Genomic DNA, 17,220 nt, shown 5'->3' on the forward strand with positions numbered 1-17,220 from the left:
ACTACCGGTTGCGCACCACCACGCACGCTCCGCCGACGCTTTGCAATTTCTGGCAGATGACATTGGCGGCGGCACGGTCGTCGACACCGATCCTGACCGCATAGATACCGCGCCGGCCGATCGGCGTGCGTACCCGGCTGACCACCGGATCGTGCCCGTCGAGCAGGGCCGGGAACCGGCTTCTTACCCGCAGCCATTGGTTGATCGCGGCACTGCAGCGGAAGTTGCCGGCCACCTGGATGCCCCATGGTTTTATGTTGATCGAGGCCATCGCCACGGTCCGCGACATGATCACCGGCAGCCTGCGGCAGGCGTCGGCAAAATCCGCCTTTGAGTCGAGCGGCTCGATCCTTCCGGCATAAGCCCGGTCGGTGAACTTGTCCGCCGGCTCGCCCATGATGTCGAAGACATAGCTTTCGGTCTCCATCGGCAGGAAGCCGCCGGAGCTGAGCCAGCGCGACACCCGGCTTTCGCCGGCATTGTAGGCGGCCGCCGCCAGACCGAGATTGCCGTAGCCGGTTTTCATTTCGGCGAGATACTTCGCCGACGCCGGGATCGCCTGGTTGATGTCGAAGGAATTGGCCAGCCCGCGCATCTTGGCGGTGCCGGGCATGAACTGGGCGATGCCTTCGGCGCCGACCGGGCTGACGGCGTCGGGATCGAAACGGCTTTCTTTCCAGATCAGCCGGGCGAAGTAATCCCTGGGCAGGCCGTTCTTGTCGGCATGCGCCTGGATCAGGTTGCAGACCTTGTCGATCAGCCTTTGCTTGGCGGATTGCGGCGGATCAGCCTGAACCAGCGTCGACCAACCCAGGGCGCAAAACAGAACCAGCGTAGCCCTGAGGAAACGCCGCATCGCGCGCTACTCTGCCGCGGCCTTGCCGCGACCAAACCGTTGCTCGATATAGTCGGCGACCATTTTCTCGAAATCCGCCGCGATCGACGGCCCGCGCAGCGTCGCCGCCTTCTTGCCGTCGACGAAGACAGGCGCCGTCGGCGTCTCGCCGGTGCCGGGCAGCGAAATGCCGATGTCGGCATGCTTGGACTCGCCCGGACCGTTGACGATGCAACCCATCACCGCGACCTTGAGGTTCTCGACGCCGGGATATTTTTCGCGCCACACCGGCATGTTCTTGCGCAGATCCGCCTGGATGTTCTGGGCGAGTTCCTGGAACACGGTGGAGGTCGTGCGGCCGCAGCCAGGACATGCGGCAACGATCGGCACGAACTGCCTGAACCCCATGGTCTGCAGCAATTCCTGCGATACCTGCACCTCACGTGTGCGGTCGCCATTCGGCTCCGGCGTCAGCGAAATGCGAATGGTGTCGCCAATGCCTTGCTGGAGCAGGATGCCCATGGCGGCCGACGAAGCCACGATGCCTTTCGAACCCATGCCGGCCTCGGTGAGACCGAGATGCAGCGCATGGTCGGAGCGGGTGGCGAGTTCGGTATAGACGGCGATCAGATCCTGCACGCCGCTGACCTTGGCCGATAGGATGATTTTCTCGCGACCGAGGCCGATCTCCTCCGCCATCTCGGCCGACAGGATCGCCGACTGCACGATCGCCTCGCGCGTCACTTCCTGCGCCGTCATTGGAAAGCCCTGGGCCTGGTTGTCGTCCATCAGCCGGGTCAGCAGTTCCTGATCGAGCGAGCCCCAGTTGACGCCGATGCGCACCGGCTTGTCGTATCTAATCGCCATCTCGACGATATCAGCGAACTGCCGGTCCTTCTTGTCCTTGAAGCCGACATTGCCCGGGTTGATGCGATATTTGGCCAGCGCCTCGGCGCAGGCCGGATGGTCGGCCAAAAGCTTGTGGCCGATATAGTGGAAATCGCCGACCAGCGGCACGTTGATGCCAAGCCGCTGAAGCCGCTCATGAATGCGCGGCACCGCGGCGGCGCTCTCGTCGCGATCGACGGTGATGCGCACGATCTCGGAGCCGGCCCGGTGGAGTGCCGCGACTTGCGCAACGGTCTGGTCGATATCGGCCGTGTCGGTGTTGGTCATCGACTGCACGACAACGGGCGCACCGCCGCCGACGACCACGCCGCCGACATCGACGCCGACCGAGGTGCGGCGAGGGAAAGGAGAGGAAAAATATCCGGTCATGCCGGCAGCCTTTTGTCTCTGGAGCGCCGAACGTCCCCTTGGACGCACAGAGCGCGCCCCGGGCCGATGCGCTAAAGTCCGGGCATGAGGTGGATGAGCAAAGATGGCTTGTCAATGGCGACAGGTCGCTACTGGCCAGAATCGGCCCGCCGCCAAGGACCAGAAACGATCGATGATCTGGCGAAATCTGGCGACGGCCGAAGCGGAAATTAAGCCGGGTGGAAGTCCAGCTCAGGCCGATGGCCCAGCTCTGGAAATCGAAAACTCCCAGGCCGGCGGCAGTGCCGCCGGGAAAAGAGGCCGCGGATGGTGAGCGGCGATGTCAGGAGGGCATCAATGCGTGGTCGGTTTCCCTCTCAGTTTTTCAATCTCGTCCTTGAGTGCCAGCTTGCGTCGCTTGAGATTCACGATTTCGAGGTCGTCGACCGATGGATGGTTCATCGCGTCATCGATTTCACGTTCGATGTCACCGTGTTTCCGCTGCAACTCATCAAGATGGGATGCAAGAGACATGATTGGTTCTCCCTTTCATGGTTTCCTCGATTGCAGCCGTCATGGCGCGTCCACCGCAGGTTCGCTTCTGTGACGGCATAATGACAGTGTGTCACCTTCCGGCAGCGATGTCGAATGATCCGTGGTAGCATTCCACGACAATGTGAAATGTGATATGGGCTGCGCGCCGGTTGCAAAATCCCACCGGCCCCGCCCAATCAGGCCCATTTTTGGGCGCCGCAGACGTGCAGACGGTAGATAATGTCCGATCAGGAACAGGCTGATATCCGGCTCGAATATTCCCGGCTGAAGCAGGAGCACGCCGATTTCGATGCGGCCATCAACGCGATGATCGCCATGGCCTGCGATCCGCTGCAGATCCAGCGCATGAAGAAGAAAAAACTGTTCCTCAAGGACCGGCTGATGGCGCTGGAAGACAAGATCATTCCCGACATCATTGCCTGAGAGAGCATCCGCTCGTTCGCGTCCTAGGCCGCGGTCGAAAGTCTCGCGGCACGATCACGCAGCAGGCCGATGAGCTCGCCGGTCCGCTCCTCGGACGTATCGATGGGGACCACCAGGCACATCGTAGCCTCGACCTTGCCCGGCGCCGAAAAGACCGGCGCGGCTAGGCATTTCGTATAGGCATCGACCAAGCCCGAGGTGACGCAATAGCCGGCAACTCGCGCCTTTGCGATATCGGTGACAAAATCGTCAAGCCGCAGTTTGCGACCATCGGGCAGCACGAGATCGTCGTCCGACACCATGGCTTCGATTTCAGCCCTCTCCAGCCCCGCCAGAAGCAGCCGTCCCGAGGCCGTCCAGGGCAGCGGTATCTGCAAGCCGGTGGCGGAGCTGATGCGGAAAGGCCTGGTGCCCGGGCTCGCGTGGACGATCGTGTAGCGACCGCTCTGCAGCATGCACAGTTCGGAGGTCTCCCCGGTCTCGCGCGACAGATTGTCGACCTCCTGACGCCCTCGTCTGAGGAGGTCGTTGCCCCGCACATAGTCCATTCCATAGAGATAGAGCTTCTTGCCGAAATAGACGCGATTGCCGTCGCCTCCCATTTCCAGCAGGCCTGCGTCGACCAGCGACCGCACCAGCGTGTAGGTCGTCGAACGGGGCGCATTCACCCCTTTGGCAAGGTCGCCAATGCCGATCGCCCGCTGGGTCGTGTGAAGAAAGTCCAGAATCTCGAGCACTCGGTTGAGCCCCTTTTCACGGGAGCTCGAAATTTTCTCGCCGGCTGAAATCGCGGAAACATTGCCATCTTGCATTGTCGATTCCCGGTGTTAATATCTGTCTTGTACAGGATACACTCGTCCCTTGTAAGAGACAAAATCACGGACGCGTGTCTTGCCTGTGCACAAGGGGAACACAACACGAAAGGAGGTCGCCGTGAACGACACATCCGGAAGACGTGATTTTCTGAAATTGGGAATGGCAGGGCTGGCCACGGCCGGCGTGCTGGCAACCGTCGATGCCCAGAAAGCCGCTGCCCAGGCAGCATCCGACAGCCTGCTGCGCACCGTGCTCGATCGCGGCAAGCTGATCGTCGGCACCGGCAGCACCAATGCACCCTGGCACTTCGAAAACGATGCCGGCGAATTGGTCGGCATGGACATCACCATGGGGCGCATTCTCGCCAAGGGCCTTTTCGACGATCCGACCAAGGTCGAATTCGTCATGCAGGATCCGGCTCAGCGCATTCCGAACGTGACCACCAATAAGGTCGACATCACCATCCAGTTCATGACCATGAGCGCCCAACGCTCGCAGCTGGTCAACTTTTCCCGGCCCTATTATGTCGAGGGCGTTGCCCTGCTGAGCCTGCCGACCGCCGAGAACAAGACTTTCGACAAGCTGCTTGCCGGCGGCGCTGCAACGCGCATCTCGATCCTGCAGAATGTCGATGCCGAGGCGCAGGTGCATTCGGTGCTGCCCGAGTGTCAGGTCATGCAGATCGATACCCAGGCCAACGTGCTGCAAGCGCTGGAATCGAAACGCGTCGACGCCGCCGCAGTCGACCTGTCCACGGTGCGCTGGCTCGCCTCGCGCAATCCGGACAAATACTTCGATGCGGGCAAGAGCTGGCTGAGCATGCTTTATGGCGCGGCTCTGCGGCAAGGCGACCTTGACTGGCTGACCTTCGTCAACTCAACCTTCACCATCGCCATGTTCGGCCACGAGAACGCCCTCTACGATGCCGCGTTCAAGGACTATTTCGGACAGGAGCCGCCGGCGCGCCATCCGGGCTTCCCAGCCATTTGACCTGCATCGGGCGGGAGGGTGTATCCAGCGCCCTTCCGCCTCCCTAGAGCAATTCCAGGAAAAGTGTGAAACGGTTTTCCGTCCGGAATTGCGTCAAAACAAAGAGTTAGAGCGGTTTGCCGTTTCCGTGAAACGGTGAACTGGTCTAAGGCCTGCGGCAACCGAGGCGGACGCATGGGCTATGCCCTCAATTTCAATCTGATCTGGCGGCATTTCGACAAGCTGTGGGGCGGCCTGCTGCTCAGTCTCGAACTCGCCGTCATCTCGATCGCCATCGGCATCGTCATCGGCCTTGTCCTGGCGGTCTGGTACGTGTCTGCCGGGCGTGTGGTGCGCACCATCATCGCCGCCTATGTCGAATTCATCCGCAACGTGCCGCTGATCCTGCTCGTCTATCTCGTCTTCTACGGCCTGCCGACGGTGGTCGATATCGCCTACAGCGCGCCGACCTCGTTTGTCGTCACGCTCTCGCTCTACAGCGGCGCCTATCTGGTCGAAGTGTTCCGCTCCGGGCTCGAGGCGGTTCCGCGCGGACAGCTGGACGCCGGCAAGGCGATCGGCCTAACGCCCTGGCAAAGGCTGCTCAACGTGCGCCTGCCGACGATGCTGCGCATCACGCTGCCGGCATTGTCCAATACCTTCATATCGCTGTTCAAGGACACGTCCGTCGCCTCGGTCATCTCGGTGCCGGAACTGACCTACGGCGCCCAGTGGATCAACTTCAACACGTTCCGGATCGTCGAGGTCTATCTCGTGGTCACGGCGATGTACCTGCTTACCGGCTACATACTGCTTTTCGCGCTTCGGCTTGTCGAACGCCGGTTCAGGGCGGCGCGCTGACATGCTCACCCAGATCGCCTATGCCTTGCCATTCCTTGCCCAGGGCTTTGCCCTGACATTGTGGGTATCCCTGCTGGTCGTGGTGTTCTCCCTGATCGCGGGCGTGATCATGGGCGTCGGTCTCGTCTATGGCCCCGTACCGTTGCGATGGGCGGTGCGCATCTTCAGCGATACCATTCGCGGCATACCGATCCTGGTGCTCATCTTCTTTGTCTATTATGGCCTGCCGGCCGTCGGGCTTCATCTGCCGTCCTTCTGGGCCGCCGTGCTGGCGCTGACCTTGTTCAAGACCGCGCAGGTCGTCGAATATCTCAGGGGTGCGGTCGGATCCATTCCGAAGGGGCAGTCCGAAGCGGCAATGGCGATCGGACTGACCTTTCGCCAGCGCCTGGCCTACGTCATCTTCCCGCAGGCGTTCAGGCGCTTCCTGCCGCCCTGGATCAATGGCGTCACCGACGCGGTCAAGGGCAGCGCGCTGGTGTCGCTGCTCGGCATCACCGATCTGATGCAGGCCATCAACCAGGTCATCGGCCGCACCTATGAGGCGATGCCGCTCTACCTCCTCGGCGCGCTCATCTACTTCGCGATCAACTATGCCCTCTCGCTGGCCAGCCGGCGGCTCGAGCGGCGTTTCTCCTTCATTCGGGATTAGCAATGTCCACAGGTTCGAACGACACCCCGGCGCTTCTCGACATCCGCGACGTCTCCAAAGCCTTTGGAACCGTCCAGGTTCTGCGTTCGGTCAGCCTGCGGGTGGCGCGCGGCGAGGTGGTGACGGTCATCGGCCCCTCCGGCAGCGGCAAGACCACGCTGCTGCGCTGCGTCAACTTCCTCGAAAGCTACGACAGCGGCTCGATCCGCATCGACGGCAAGGAGGTCGGCTTTCGCGAAGCCGGAGCCCGCCAGCGCCGCAGCGAACGCGATCTCGCCGCGATGCGGGCCGAGACCGGCATGGTGTTCCAGAGCTTCAACCTCTTTCCGCACCTGACGGCGGCGGGCAACATCATGCTTGGCCTCACCAAGGTGCGCGGCAAGAGCAGTGCGGAGGCCCGCACCATCGCCGAACACTGGCTCGGCCGGGTCGGCCTTGCCCACAAGGCCGACAGTCTGCCCGCCGAACTGTCCGGCGGCCAGCAGCAGCGTGTCGGCATTGCCCGCGCCGTGGCCATGGGGCCGAAGATCCTGCTTCTCGACGAGATAACCTCCGCGCTCGACCCGGAGTTGGTCGGCGAGGTGCTCGAGGTCGTGCGAAGCCTGGCCGAGGACGGCATGACGATGGTGATGGTCACGCACGAAATGGCCTTTGCACGCGATGCCTCGAGCCGCATCATCTTCATGGCCGATGGCGGCGTCAGCGCGGCGGGTCCACCCGCCGAAATCCTGGCGGCGGACACTGACAATGAGCGTCTGCGCACCTTCCTGGCACGTTTCCGCGCATCGCATTTCTAAACGGGACAGCGAGCGCTGTCGCAAGGAGCCTTCTTTCATGACGCCTTATATCCGGCTCGCCGCGTTGGGCCTGACGCTGCCCGAGCCGCCGACCCCGATCGCCAATTTCGTCACCCATGCCGAAAGCGGCCGGCTGATCTTCCTGTCCGGCCAGGGGCCGCTGCGGACCGACGGCACGCTGTTCACCGGCAAGGTGGGAGATGATGTCACCGTCGAAGAGGCTTATGGCCACGCCCGCCTCACCGGCCTCAACCTGCTCGCCGTGATGCACGCAGCCACTGGCGATCTTGGCCGGATCGTGCGCATCGTCAAGCTGCTCGGCTTCGTCAACGCGATACCGACCTTCAGCGACCACCCGAAAGTGGTCAATGGCTGTTCCGATCTGTTCGCCGATGTGTTCGACACCATTGGCGGCCATGCCCGCTCGGCGATCGGCGTCGGCTCCTTGCCTGGAAACATCACCGTCGAAATCGAGGCGGTCGTCGAGATCGCCGCCTGACCCGTAGAAATGGAATCCGAGAGATGAAAACCACTTCCACCGACGGCTCCAACACCACCATCCGCGAACGGCTCGGCCTTCGCCCGATCATCAACGTCTCCGGCACGATGACGGCGCTCGGCGCGTCTATCATCGTGCCTGAAGCGGTCAGCGCCATGGCGGAAATGGCCTCGCAATGGGTGGAGATGGATGATCTGCAGCGTGCCGCAAGCACGATCGTGGCGCGTCTTACCGGCGGCGAGGCCGGTTTCATCACCGCCTGCTGCGCCAGCGGCATCACCATGGCGATCGCCGGCGCGATGACGGGAACCAACCTGCTCGCCATCGAGCGGCTGCCGGACGACACCGAAGGGCTGAAGTCGGAGGTCATCGTCCAGCTCGGCCACATCGTCAACTACGGCGCGCCAATCGACCAGTCGGTCCGGCTGGCCGGCGCAAAGGTCGTGCCGGCTGGCACCGTCAGCGTTACGCAGGATTACCATGTGCGTGAGGCGATCAACGTTCGCACGGCGGCGGGTCTCTACGTCGTCGCCCATCATACCGTGCAATACGGCATGCTCTCATTGGAGGAATTCTGCGAGATCTGCCACGCCAGGGGCGTCCCGGTGATCGTCGACGCGGCCTCCGAATACGATCTGCGCGGCTTCCTCGCGCGCGGCGCCGACATCGTCATCTACAGCGGACATAAATTCCTGAGCGGGCCGACCAGCGGCATCGTCACCGGGCGCAAGGATCTGGTTCGAACCGCCTACTTGCAGAACCGCGGCGTCGCGCGCGCCATGAAGGTCGGCAAGGAAAGCATCGCCGGCACCATGGCCGCACTGGAAGCCTGGGAAAAGCGCGACCATGCCGGCATCCGCCGGCGCGAAGAAGCGGCACTGAACCTGTGGAAGGACACGTCGCAGGGGCTGCCGGGCATCGTCGCGCAGATCATCCCCGACCCCACCGCCAACCCTCTGGATCGGTTGCAGATCTTTGTGTTGCCTGAAAGCCGGTTCACGGCGGCCGGTCTCGCCTCGGCATTGGCGACAGGTTCGCCGCCGATCATCGTGCGCAACCATGAAGTGGAGCGCGGCCATTTCTTCCTCGACCCCTGCAATCTTCATCCCGGTGAGGCCGAGATCGTCGCCGAACGGCTGCGCGCCATACTGACCGCGGCCGACCGGCCCGCCAATGCCATGAAGCCTGCCCGCAAGGATTCGTCCGGTGTCTTGCGCTGGCCGGATTGAAACGCGAGACGGACCGCTGCTTGAAAATGTGCCGGTCGCGATTAGTGCACGCTATCACGCGACCATCGCCCTGACGGATTCCCAACCTACGGCGTCGGCTAGGAAACTGCCGGCGCGCCTCTACGCGACTTAGCCCAGCCGCAACGGCGGCCTTGCGGCTGTTCACCGTCCCGCAAAACAATAACTTTACAAATATTCGTGTTTATGTGAAGTTATGACTATTGAAGGGTCGATCATGATAGCCAATCGCTTCGCCACGCGCCTGAATTCCTTTGCCTCGCGGCCGCTGGCCGAATGGCCGGACCTTACCGGCAAGCCGTCGCTGCTGCAGATGGCGGCGCGCGCTGCCAAGGTAGCTGGATTGACCGACCTCGATCTGAATTACCCCGACCATGTCGGCGAAAAGCCTGCTGAAATCGCCCGCAGACTCGGCGACCTCGGCCTTTCCATCAATGGCTTTGCCATGCGTTACTACTCCAACCCGGCCTTCAAGCTCGGCGCCTTCACCAATCCGGACCCGGCGGTGCGCCGTGAAGCAATCGACCTGACCAAATCCGGCATCGACGCCGTGCGTGAAGCCGGCGCCAGCCTGATGACGCTTTGGCTCGGCCAGGATGGCTTCGACTACGTCTTCCAGGCCGACTATTCGACGCTCTGGCAACACGAAATCGATGGGATTCGTGAAGTTGCCGCGCATGATCCCGACTGCCAGATCAGCTTGGAATACAAGCCCAACGAGCCGCGCTCCTACAGCCTGATGCCGGACGCGGCGACGACCTTGCTGGCGATCCGCGATGTCGGCCTGCCCAATCTCGGCGTCACGCTTGATTTCGCCCATGTGCTCTATGCCGACGAACAGCCGGCCTTCGCCGCGGCCCTGGTGGCGCGCCACAGCAAGCTGCTCGGCGTGCATCTCAACGACGGCTACGCCAAGCGCGATGATGGCCTGATGGTCGGCGCGGTGCACACGCTGCAGACCATCGAGCTGCTCAGGCAGATCCGCCGCGACGGTTACGCCGGGGCCATCTATTTCGACACGTTCCCCGACATGACCGGGCTCGATCCGGTTCGCGAGTGCGAAGTCAACATCGCCACCGTCAAGCGCATGCTGCGCGTCGTTGACCGGCTGGAGCAGGACAATCGCCTGTCCGCCGCCATGGACAGCCAGGACGCGGTGACATCGCAGGCCATCATCCAGGAAATCATGCTCGGGCCGGATAGCTGAAGCCTCGGCCGGGCCATCACCGTTTTCAACAAGGGAGGAATACAATGAAACTTCTGCTTGCCACCGCTACCGCCGCACTGATGGCGCTGTCCATCGGCTCGGCCTTTTCAACAGATCTCGCGCCGCTGAATTCCGATACGGAAAAGGACCGCATCGATTGGTCGCAGGTCGAGGCCAAGTTCGGCGCTTTCCCCAAACTGCCCGAAGGCACCAAGGCGGGTGCCGTCTCCAAGACGCTAACCAACGAATACTGGCGCTCGCTGGGCGAGGGTTACAAAGCGTTCGGCGACAAAGTCGGCGTTCCCGTCGTCTACCAGGCGGCGCAGAGCGAGGGCGACCAGCTCGGCCAGCTGACCATCGCCGAAGGCCTTGTGACGCAGGGCTACAACGTGCTGCTCGTCTCGCCGCAGACCGACGCCAATCTGCAGCCGATCATGGAGCAGGCCAAGGCCGCCAATGTGCCGGTGGTCAACGTCAACGATGCGGTCATCCCGCAGTCCGAGCACTATGTCGGCAATGTCCAGCGCGACAATGGCGTGCGCGTCGCCAAATGGTTCATCAAGAACCGTCCGGATGGCGGCAAGGTCGCCATCGTCGAAGGCCAGGCCGGCGTCTATGCCGCCGTGCAGCGCACCGACGGCTTCAAGTCCACCATCTCAGAAGGGGGCAAGTTCGAGGTCGTCGCCAGTGTTCCCGGCAACTGGGACCGCCAGACCTCCTATGACGCGGCCACCAACATCCTGCAGCAGCACCCCGACCTGATCGGCTTCTATGCTAACAATGACGGCATGGCGCTGGGCATTGTCGAGGCGGTCAAGGCTGCCGGCCTGCAGGACAAGGTTGCCGTGTTCGGCACTGACGGCATTTCCGACGCCTATGCCTCGATCCGCGCCGGCGAATTGACCGGCACGGTCGATAGCTTCCCAGTGCTGACCGGCGAAGTGGCCCTGGAAACGGCGCTGCGACTGGTGGCCGGACAAAAGCTGCCGCGCGTCGTCGCCACGCCGCAGGCACTGATCACCAAGGACAATGCCGACCGCTATTCCGGCACCGGCGCGCGCAAGGCGCTGCTCGAGGATGCCGCCGCGGGCCAGTAAGGCCATCGACGAGTGCCGGCCAGGGCAATTCGCTCCCGGCCGGCACCATTGCCCGGAAAGAGAACCCAATGTCACCCCGGCTGCAATTCCAGGGAATTTCCAAGCTGTTTCCGGCGGTGCGGGCGCTCAACGACGTGTCGTTCTCGATCAGCGCCGGTGAAATCCACGGTCTGCTCGGCGAGAACGGCGCCGGCAAGTCGACGCTGCTGCGCATCCTGTCGGGCGTCTACAGACCGACGGCGGGAAGCGTCCTTATCGACGGCAAGCCGGTGACGCTTGCCAATCCGGTCGCGGCGCGCGCCGCGGGCATCGCCATGATCCATCAGGAATTGCAGCAGGTGCCGCGGCTCAGCGTCGCGCAGAACATGTTTCTCGGCCATCCGCTGACGCGCGGCGGTATCTTCGTCGCCCGGGGAGAGCAGGAACGCCGCGCTGCCGAGGCTCTTGCAGCCCTTGATCCGTCCATCGACCCAGCCGCTCCTCTCGGAACCCTGAAGGTGGCGCAGCGCCAGATCGTCGAGATCGCCCGCGCGCTGCTCGATCGCGCCCGCATCGTCGCCATGGACGAGCCGACATCGAGCCTGACGCCGAGCGAATTCGAACGGCTGGCGCAAGTCATCACCGGCCTCGCTCGAGACGGCGTCGCCATCGTCTACGTCTCGCACAAGCTGGACGAGGTGTTCGGCATCTGCCGGCGCGCCACCATCATGCGCGACGGCGTGGTCATCGATACCGTCGACCTGAAAGGCCTGTCGGAAAAGGCGGTCGTGGCGATGATGGTCGGCCGCGAACTGGCGCAGGAACAGCATAACTCCCATGCCTCCGACGAGGTCATGCTGAGCGCGCGTGGCCTCTCCTCGGCAACGAAGGTGCGCAACGTGTCGTTCGATCTGCATCGCGGCGAAGTGCTGGGCATCGCCGGCCTCGTCGGTTCCGGCCGCACTGAATTGCTGCGCCTTCTGGCAGGGGCGGATCGAGCCATCGCAGGTACGATCGCAATCGATGGCAAGGCGACCCGATTTTCAAGCCCGCGCGATGCGATTGCCGCCGGCATCGGCCTGGTGCCGGAAGAGCGCAAGCGTGAGGGCATCGTGCCGCTGCGCTCGATCACCAGCAACATGGCGCTGGCCTCGATGGGCGTATTCGCGCCGCGCGGCGTCATCGATCACGCCAGGTTGAAACAGGTGGCGGCCGACAAGATGGGCCGCGTCAACCTGCGCCCATTCCTGCTCGACCGGCCGATCCGCCTGTTCAGCGGCGGCAACCAGCAGAAGGCGATCATCGGCCGCTGGCTGGCAGCGGGAACGCGCATCCTTTTGTTCGACGAGCCGACGCGCGGCATCGATGTCGGCGCCAAGGCGGAGATCTATCATCTGATTGAGGAGCTCGCCGCCGAAGGCCATGCGGTGATCGTCGTCTCCTCCGAGCTGCCCGAGGTGATCCGGCTCGCCGACCGCGTGCTGGTGATGCGCGACGGCACCATCGCGGCCGAACTCCACAGGGACGATATCAGCGAACAGGCGATCGCGGCACACGCCATCCCCCAGACGCAAACGCCGGCCGCACAGCAGGCAAGACAGTAGGTGACGGATATGTCGGATACCATTCTGGTGCGGCCACGGGCCGAATTCCTGCGCGGTGTTTCCATGCGCGATGCCGGCACGCTGATCGGCCTTGTCGTGATTCTCGCTGTCTTCGGCGCGCTGGTGCCGGGCTTCTTTGCCGAGCGCAACCTGATCAACATCCTGCAGCAGTCGAGCATCAATGCCTGCCTGGCGCTGGGCATGACGCTGGTCATCATCTCCGGCGGCATCGACCTGTCTGTCGGACCGACGGCGGCACTCTCGGCCGTCATCTCGGCCTCGATGATGGTCGCCGGCGTGCCGTTTCCGCTCGCCATCGCCGCCGGCTTCGCCATTGGTCTCGCCTGCGGCCTCGTCAACGGCATCCTCGTCGCCTATGTCGGGCTGCAGCCCTTTATCGTCACATTGGGAACGCTCAGCACCTACCGGGCGCTGGCGCTGATCTACACCGGCGGCAATCCGGTGCTCGGCCTGCCGGCAAGCTTTCGCGCCGTCTTCAACGGCTCGCTGTTCGGGCTGCCGCTGGCGGTTATCATCGTGGCCTTCGTGGCTGTCGTCGCCTGGGTCGTCTTGAAGAAGACGCCGTTCGGCGAATATCTGCTCGCCGTCGGCGGCAATGAGGAGGCTGCCTACATTGCCGGCGTGCCGATCGCCCGCACAAAGATCGCCGCCTACATGATCTCCGGCCTGCTGGCAGCCCTTGCCGCGCAGATCCTGATCGGCCGGCTCGGTGCCGCCGAGCCCATCCTCGGCAATCTCTGGGAACTCGACGCTATCGCAGCTGCCGCCATCGGCGGCGCCTCGCTGATGGGCGGCAAGGGCAGTGTCGTCGGCACCATACTGGGCGCCGTCATCCTCGGCGCCATGCGCAACGGTTTGACGCTGATGAACGTGCAGTCCTTCTATCAGCTTCTGGCAACTGGTCTTATAATCCTCGCCGCGATGCTTATCGATCGCGTGACGAGGGGGCGTGGATGACCTTGAGCGGGCTGGACCTGAAGGCGGTAGGACCGCGCATCCGCATGATGATGCCGCATCTCACCCCGCTGGAGGCGAAGGTGGTGGAAACCGTCTTTGGCCGGCGCGGTTTTGACGAGAGCATCCCGCTGAAGCAGATTGCCGAGGAGGCCGGCGTATCCGAGGCGATGGTGGTCAAGATCGCCAAGAAGCTAGGCTTTTCCGGCTATCGCGATTTCCGCACCGCCGTCTATGAATACAGCCGCCTGCCGACCGCCGAGATGCATCAGGAACTATCATCCGACGACAGTTCGGCCGAGATCGTGCAAAAAGTGTTCCGCACTTCCATCCAGGCACTGGAGGAGACACTGGCGATCCTCGACATCGAGGATTTCGACCGCGCCGCCGATCTTCTCTACCGTGCGAAGAACCGGGATTTCTATGGCGTCGGCGGCTCGGCGCAGATCGCGCGCGACGTCTCCCACAAATTCCTGCGCATCGGCATCCGCGCATCCGTCTACGACGATTCGCATATGATGCTGATGTCGGCCTCGCTGCTCGGCGGCGATGATATCGCCGTCGGCTTCTCACATTCGGGCAACACCTCTGCCGTCATCGACGCCATTCAGCTGGCCCGCAAGAACGGTGCGCGCACGCTGGCCATCACCAATTACGACAACTCGCCGCTGGCCGCCGTTGCCGACATCGTGCTGTGCTCGACCGCGCAGGGCTCGCCGCTGATGGGCGAGAACGCGGCGGCGCGCATTGCCCAGCTCAACATCCTCGACGCGCTGTTCGTCGCCGTGGCGCAGCGCGACTACCAGGCGGCGGAGCGCAACCTCGGCCGCACCATGTCGGCGGTGGCATCGAAGCGAAAAGACCGGGGCTCATGACGACACCGCCGCTGGTCACCGTGTTCGGCAGCCTGCACTACGACATCATGGTCGACGCGCCCGACCGCCCGCGCAAGGGCGAGACGGTGACCGGCCATGCCTGGCACCCGAAATGCGGCGGCAAGGGCGGCAACCAGGCCGTCTCTGCGGCAAGGGCCGGTGTGCGCGCGGCGATGATCGGCGCGGTCGGTGACGATGATTTCGGGCGGGCGTTGCTGGCCAATCTCGATCGCGCCAGCGTCGATCGCCGCTTCGTGCGGGTGGCCGCTGGCGCCGGCTCCGGAATGAGCGTGGCGATCTTCGACCAGGGCGGCGACTATGGCGCGGTGATCGTCTCGGGCAGCAATCTCACTCTGGGCGATGCCGACATTGCCGCCGCTTCTGAAATGATGTCCCAAACGGCGGTGCTCCTGCTGCAGAACGAAGTGCCGGAAGCGGCCAACATCGCCGCCGCGCGCGTGGTGAAGGCGCAGGGCGGCCGCGTCGTGCTCAACGCGGCTCCGGCGCGCAAACTCTCCGGCGATTTGATCGCGATGGTCGACATATTGGTGGTCAACGCCATCGAGGCGGAGTTCCTGGCCAGTACGGCGGTGGTCGAGACGCTTGACGGGGCCTCGCAAGCCGCACGGCTGCTGGCCGATCTTTGCTCAGTCGCGATCGTGACGGCGGGCGGCGAAGGCGTCGCCTGTTGCGATCGGGCCGGCGAGGCCTTCGCGCTGCCTGCCATCCCGGTCAAGGTCGTCAGCACGCATGGCGCCGGCGACGAATTCGTCGGTGCGCTGGCTGCGGGGCTTGCCCGTGGACGGACCCCGCGAGCGGCCGTCACCGCCGCCAACGCGGCTTCGGCCTTGCTGGTCTCGACACCCGAGGCCGAGCGCGACGGCATCTGACTGGCTGGTTTCCACCTTGCCGAACCGCCGCGGCGGCCGCCTATCCTTGCGGCTTGGCGCGAATTCCGCTAAGGCGCGCCTTTGTCGCCGGGGAACACGGACTTGGACGATCAACGCGCCGATGTCGCCATCATCATGGGCAGCCAGTCCGACTGGGCGACGATGCGCCTTGCGGCCGAAACGCTGGAAGCCCTGGGCATTTCGCACAAGCGGCTGATCGTCTCCGCGCATCGCACACCCGACCGGCTCTATGATTTCGCCAAGGGCGCCAAGGCGGCCGGCTACAAGGTGATCATCGCCGGCGCCGGCGGTGCCGCGCACCTGCCCGGCATGACGGCGGCGATGACGCCGCTGCCGGTGTTCGGCGTACCGGTGGAATCGAAGGCGCTTTCCGGGCAGGATTCGCTGCTCTCCATCGTCCAGATGCCCGCCGGGATTCCGGTGGGGACGCTGGCCATAGGCAAGGCCGGTGCCACCAACGCAGCCCTTCTGGCCGCTGCCGTGCTGGCGCTGAACGATGACAAGCTCGCCGTCCGTCTGGATGTCTGGCGCGCCGCGCAGACCGCCAAGGTCGCGACCGAACCGACGGACACGCCGTGAGCCTGCCCGCCGGATCGACCATCGGCATCATTGGCGGCGGCCAGCTCGGCCGCATGCTGGCTGTTGCCGCCTCCCGCCTCGGCTACCGCACGGTGGTGCTGGAGACGCAAGCCGATAGCCCGGCGGCGCAGGTCGCCAACCGGCAGATAACAGGTGCCTATGACGACCAGGCTGCACTTGCGGAACTGGCCGCGTCGAGTTCCGTCGTCACCTACGAGTTCGAGAACGTGCCGGTCGCGGCGGCCAGCGCGCTGGCCGCCAAGGTTCCGGTCTATCCGCCGGCGCACGCGCTGGAAGTAGCGCAGGACCGGGTGGGCGAAAAAACATTCCTCAACGGCATCGGCATTGCCACTGCGGATTTTCACGCCGTCGACAATGATGACGAACTGACGGCAGCGCTGAAAGCGTTCGACGGCAGCGGCATCCTGAAGACCCGCCGCATGGGCTATGACGGCAAGGGCCAGCGCGTCTTCCGCAACATGGAAACGGGTGGTTTCGCCGGCACCTGCGAGGCAATGGGCAATGTGCCGCTGATCCTGGAGTCCTTCGTGCCGTTCGAGCGCGAGATTTCGGTGATCGCGGCGCGTGGGCTGGACGGCGAGGTCGTCGCCTACGATCCGGCCGAGAATATCCACCGCAACGGCATTCTCCACACATCGACCTTGCCGGCCGCCATTATGCCCGAAACCGCGGAAGCGGCACGAATGGCGGCATCGAAGATCCTGTCGGCGCTGAACTATGTCGGCGTCATCGGCGTCGAGTTCTTCGTGCTCGCCGACGGCTCGCTGCTGGCCAACGAAATCGCGCCGCGTGTGCACAATTCCGGCCATTGGACGGAAGCAGCCTGCATCGTTTCGCAGTTCGAACAGCACATCCGCGCCGTTGCCGGCCTGCCGCTGGGGAATCCCCACCGTCATTCCGATTGCGTGATGGAGAACCTGATCGGCGACGATGTGCTGCGTGTTCCGGCCCTGCTCGCCGAGCCGGACCTGATGCTGCACCTCTATGGCAAGGCCGAGGCACGCCCCGGCCGCAAGATGGGCCATTTCACCCGGATCAGCCGTCGCGCCTAACTCCCGAAA

19 protein-coding genes are annotated in these 17,220 nt (G+C 63.8%); 15 read left to right on the top strand and 4 right to left on the bottom strand.

Annotation, left to right across the window (positions count from 1 at the left end):
* Position 1: 1 nt before the first annotated feature.
* From NKG99_RS04700 to NKG99_RS04710, 3 genes are all read right to left on the bottom strand, one after another.
* Positions 2 to 856: a lytic transglycosylase domain-containing protein gene (locus NKG99_RS04700; protein ID WP_352864716.1), complete on the bottom strand. Its 855-nt coding sequence runs from the start codon at positions 854 to 856 to the stop codon at positions 2 to 4.
* Positions 857 to 862: 6 nt separating this feature from the next.
* Entirely contained in the window at positions 863 to 2,113 is a 1,251-nt protein-coding gene (gene ispG, locus NKG99_RS04705) for a flavodoxin-dependent (E)-4-hydroxy-3-methylbut-2-enyl-diphosphate synthase (protein WP_352864718.1), read from the bottom strand.
* Positions 2,114 to 2,446: 333 nt separating this feature from the next.
* The gene (locus tag NKG99_RS04710; RefSeq protein ID WP_013529217.1) at positions 2,447 to 2,626 is read right to left on the bottom strand and encodes a YdcH family protein; all 180 of its coding nucleotides are present in this window, start codon (positions 2,624 to 2,626) and stop codon (positions 2,447 to 2,449) included.
* 240 nt (positions 2,627 to 2,866) lie between these two features.
* Between NKG99_RS04710 and NKG99_RS04715 the strand changes: the two genes are divergently transcribed.
* Positions 2,867 to 3,070, top strand: a complete 204-nt coding sequence (locus NKG99_RS04715) for a YdcH family protein (protein ID WP_023757446.1) — start codon at positions 2,867 to 2,869, stop codon at positions 3,068 to 3,070.
* A 23-nt stretch (positions 3,071 to 3,093) separates the two neighbouring features.
* Here NKG99_RS04715 and NKG99_RS04720 read toward each other — a convergent pair whose 3' ends face one another.
* Positions 3,094 to 3,882 (bottom strand): IclR family transcriptional regulator, encoded by a 789-nt coding sequence (locus NKG99_RS04720; protein WP_352864721.1) that lies wholly within the window; start codon positions 3,880 to 3,882, stop codon positions 3,094 to 3,096.
* 121 nt (positions 3,883 to 4,003) lie between these two features.
* Here NKG99_RS04720 and NKG99_RS04725 point away from each other — a divergent pair, with 121 nt between their 5' ends.
* From NKG99_RS04725 to NKG99_RS04790, 14 genes are all read left to right on the top strand, one after another.
* Positions 4,004 to 4,876: a transporter substrate-binding protein gene (locus NKG99_RS04725; RefSeq protein ID WP_292643047.1), complete on the top strand. Its 873-nt coding sequence runs from the start codon at positions 4,004 to 4,006 to the stop codon at positions 4,874 to 4,876.
* 174 nt (positions 4,877 to 5,050) lie between these two features.
* Positions 5,051 to 5,716, top strand: coding sequence for an amino acid ABC transporter permease (locus tag NKG99_RS04730; RefSeq protein WP_352864724.1), 666 nt, complete (start codon positions 5,051 to 5,053; stop codon positions 5,714 to 5,716).
* A gap of 1 nt (position 5,717) precedes the next feature.
* On the top strand, positions 5,718 to 6,368 hold the full coding sequence (locus tag NKG99_RS04735) for an amino acid ABC transporter permease (RefSeq protein ID WP_352864726.1): 651 nt from the start codon (positions 5,718 to 5,720) through the stop codon (positions 6,366 to 6,368).
* 2 nt (positions 6,369 to 6,370) lie between these two features.
* Complete coding sequence (locus tag NKG99_RS04740) at positions 6,371 to 7,165, top strand: amino acid ABC transporter ATP-binding protein (protein WP_352864728.1); 795 nt, start codon at positions 6,371 to 6,373, stop codon at positions 7,163 to 7,165.
* A 37-nt stretch (positions 7,166 to 7,202) separates the two neighbouring features.
* The gene (locus NKG99_RS04745; RefSeq protein WP_352605817.1) at positions 7,203 to 7,664 is read left to right on the top strand and encodes a RidA family protein; all 462 of its coding nucleotides are present in this window, start codon (positions 7,203 to 7,205) and stop codon (positions 7,662 to 7,664) included.
* A 23-nt stretch (positions 7,665 to 7,687) separates the two neighbouring features.
* Positions 7,688 to 8,893 carry an aminotransferase class V-fold PLP-dependent enzyme gene (locus NKG99_RS04750; RefSeq protein WP_352864731.1) on the top strand — a complete coding sequence of 402 codons (1,206 nt, stop codon included), beginning with the start codon at positions 7,688 to 7,690 and terminating at the stop codon, positions 8,891 to 8,893.
* Positions 8,894 to 9,128: 235 nt separating this feature from the next.
* Positions 9,129 to 10,118 (top strand): sugar phosphate isomerase/epimerase family protein, encoded by a 990-nt coding sequence (locus NKG99_RS04755; protein ID WP_352864733.1) that lies wholly within the window; start codon positions 9,129 to 9,131, stop codon positions 10,116 to 10,118.
* A 44-nt stretch (positions 10,119 to 10,162) separates the two neighbouring features.
* Positions 10,163 to 11,215, top strand: a complete 1,053-nt coding sequence (locus NKG99_RS04760; RefSeq protein ID WP_352864736.1) for a sugar ABC transporter substrate-binding protein — start codon at positions 10,163 to 10,165, stop codon at positions 11,213 to 11,215.
* 68 nt (positions 11,216 to 11,283) lie between these two features.
* Positions 11,284 to 12,798 (top strand): sugar ABC transporter ATP-binding protein, encoded by a 1,515-nt coding sequence (locus tag NKG99_RS04765; protein WP_352864739.1) that lies wholly within the window; start codon positions 11,284 to 11,286, stop codon positions 12,796 to 12,798.
* Positions 12,799 to 12,807: 9 nt separating this feature from the next.
* Positions 12,808 to 13,776: an ABC transporter permease gene (locus tag NKG99_RS04770; RefSeq protein ID WP_352864741.1), complete on the top strand. Its 969-nt coding sequence runs from the start codon at positions 12,808 to 12,810 to the stop codon at positions 13,774 to 13,776.
* Complete coding sequence (locus tag NKG99_RS04775) at positions 13,773 to 14,648, top strand: MurR/RpiR family transcriptional regulator (RefSeq protein WP_352864744.1); 876 nt, start codon at positions 13,773 to 13,775, stop codon at positions 14,646 to 14,648. The genes NKG99_RS04770 and NKG99_RS04775 overlap by 4 nt, the downstream gene beginning before the upstream one ends.
* Complete coding sequence (locus NKG99_RS04780; protein WP_352864748.1) at positions 14,645 to 15,538, top strand: ribokinase; 894 nt, start codon at positions 14,645 to 14,647, stop codon at positions 15,536 to 15,538. The genes NKG99_RS04775 and NKG99_RS04780 overlap by 4 nt, the downstream gene beginning before the upstream one ends.
* Positions 15,539 to 15,640: 102 nt before the next feature.
* Positions 15,641 to 16,138 carry a 5-(carboxyamino)imidazole ribonucleotide mutase gene (purE, locus tag NKG99_RS04785; RefSeq protein WP_352864750.1) on the top strand — a complete coding sequence of 166 codons (498 nt, stop codon included), beginning with the start codon at positions 15,641 to 15,643 and terminating at the stop codon, positions 16,136 to 16,138.
* On the top strand, positions 16,135 to 17,211 hold the full coding sequence (locus tag NKG99_RS04790; RefSeq protein WP_352864753.1) for a 5-(carboxyamino)imidazole ribonucleotide synthase: 1,077 nt from the start codon (positions 16,135 to 16,137) through the stop codon (positions 17,209 to 17,211). The genes purE and NKG99_RS04790 overlap by 4 nt, the downstream gene beginning before the upstream one ends.
* Positions 17,212 to 17,220 lie beyond the last annotated feature (9 nt).

The sequence above is a fragment of the Mesorhizobium sp. M1409 genome (assembly GCF_040317535.1).
Classification (GTDB): domain Bacteria; phylum Pseudomonadota; class Alphaproteobacteria; order Rhizobiales; family Rhizobiaceae; genus Mesorhizobium.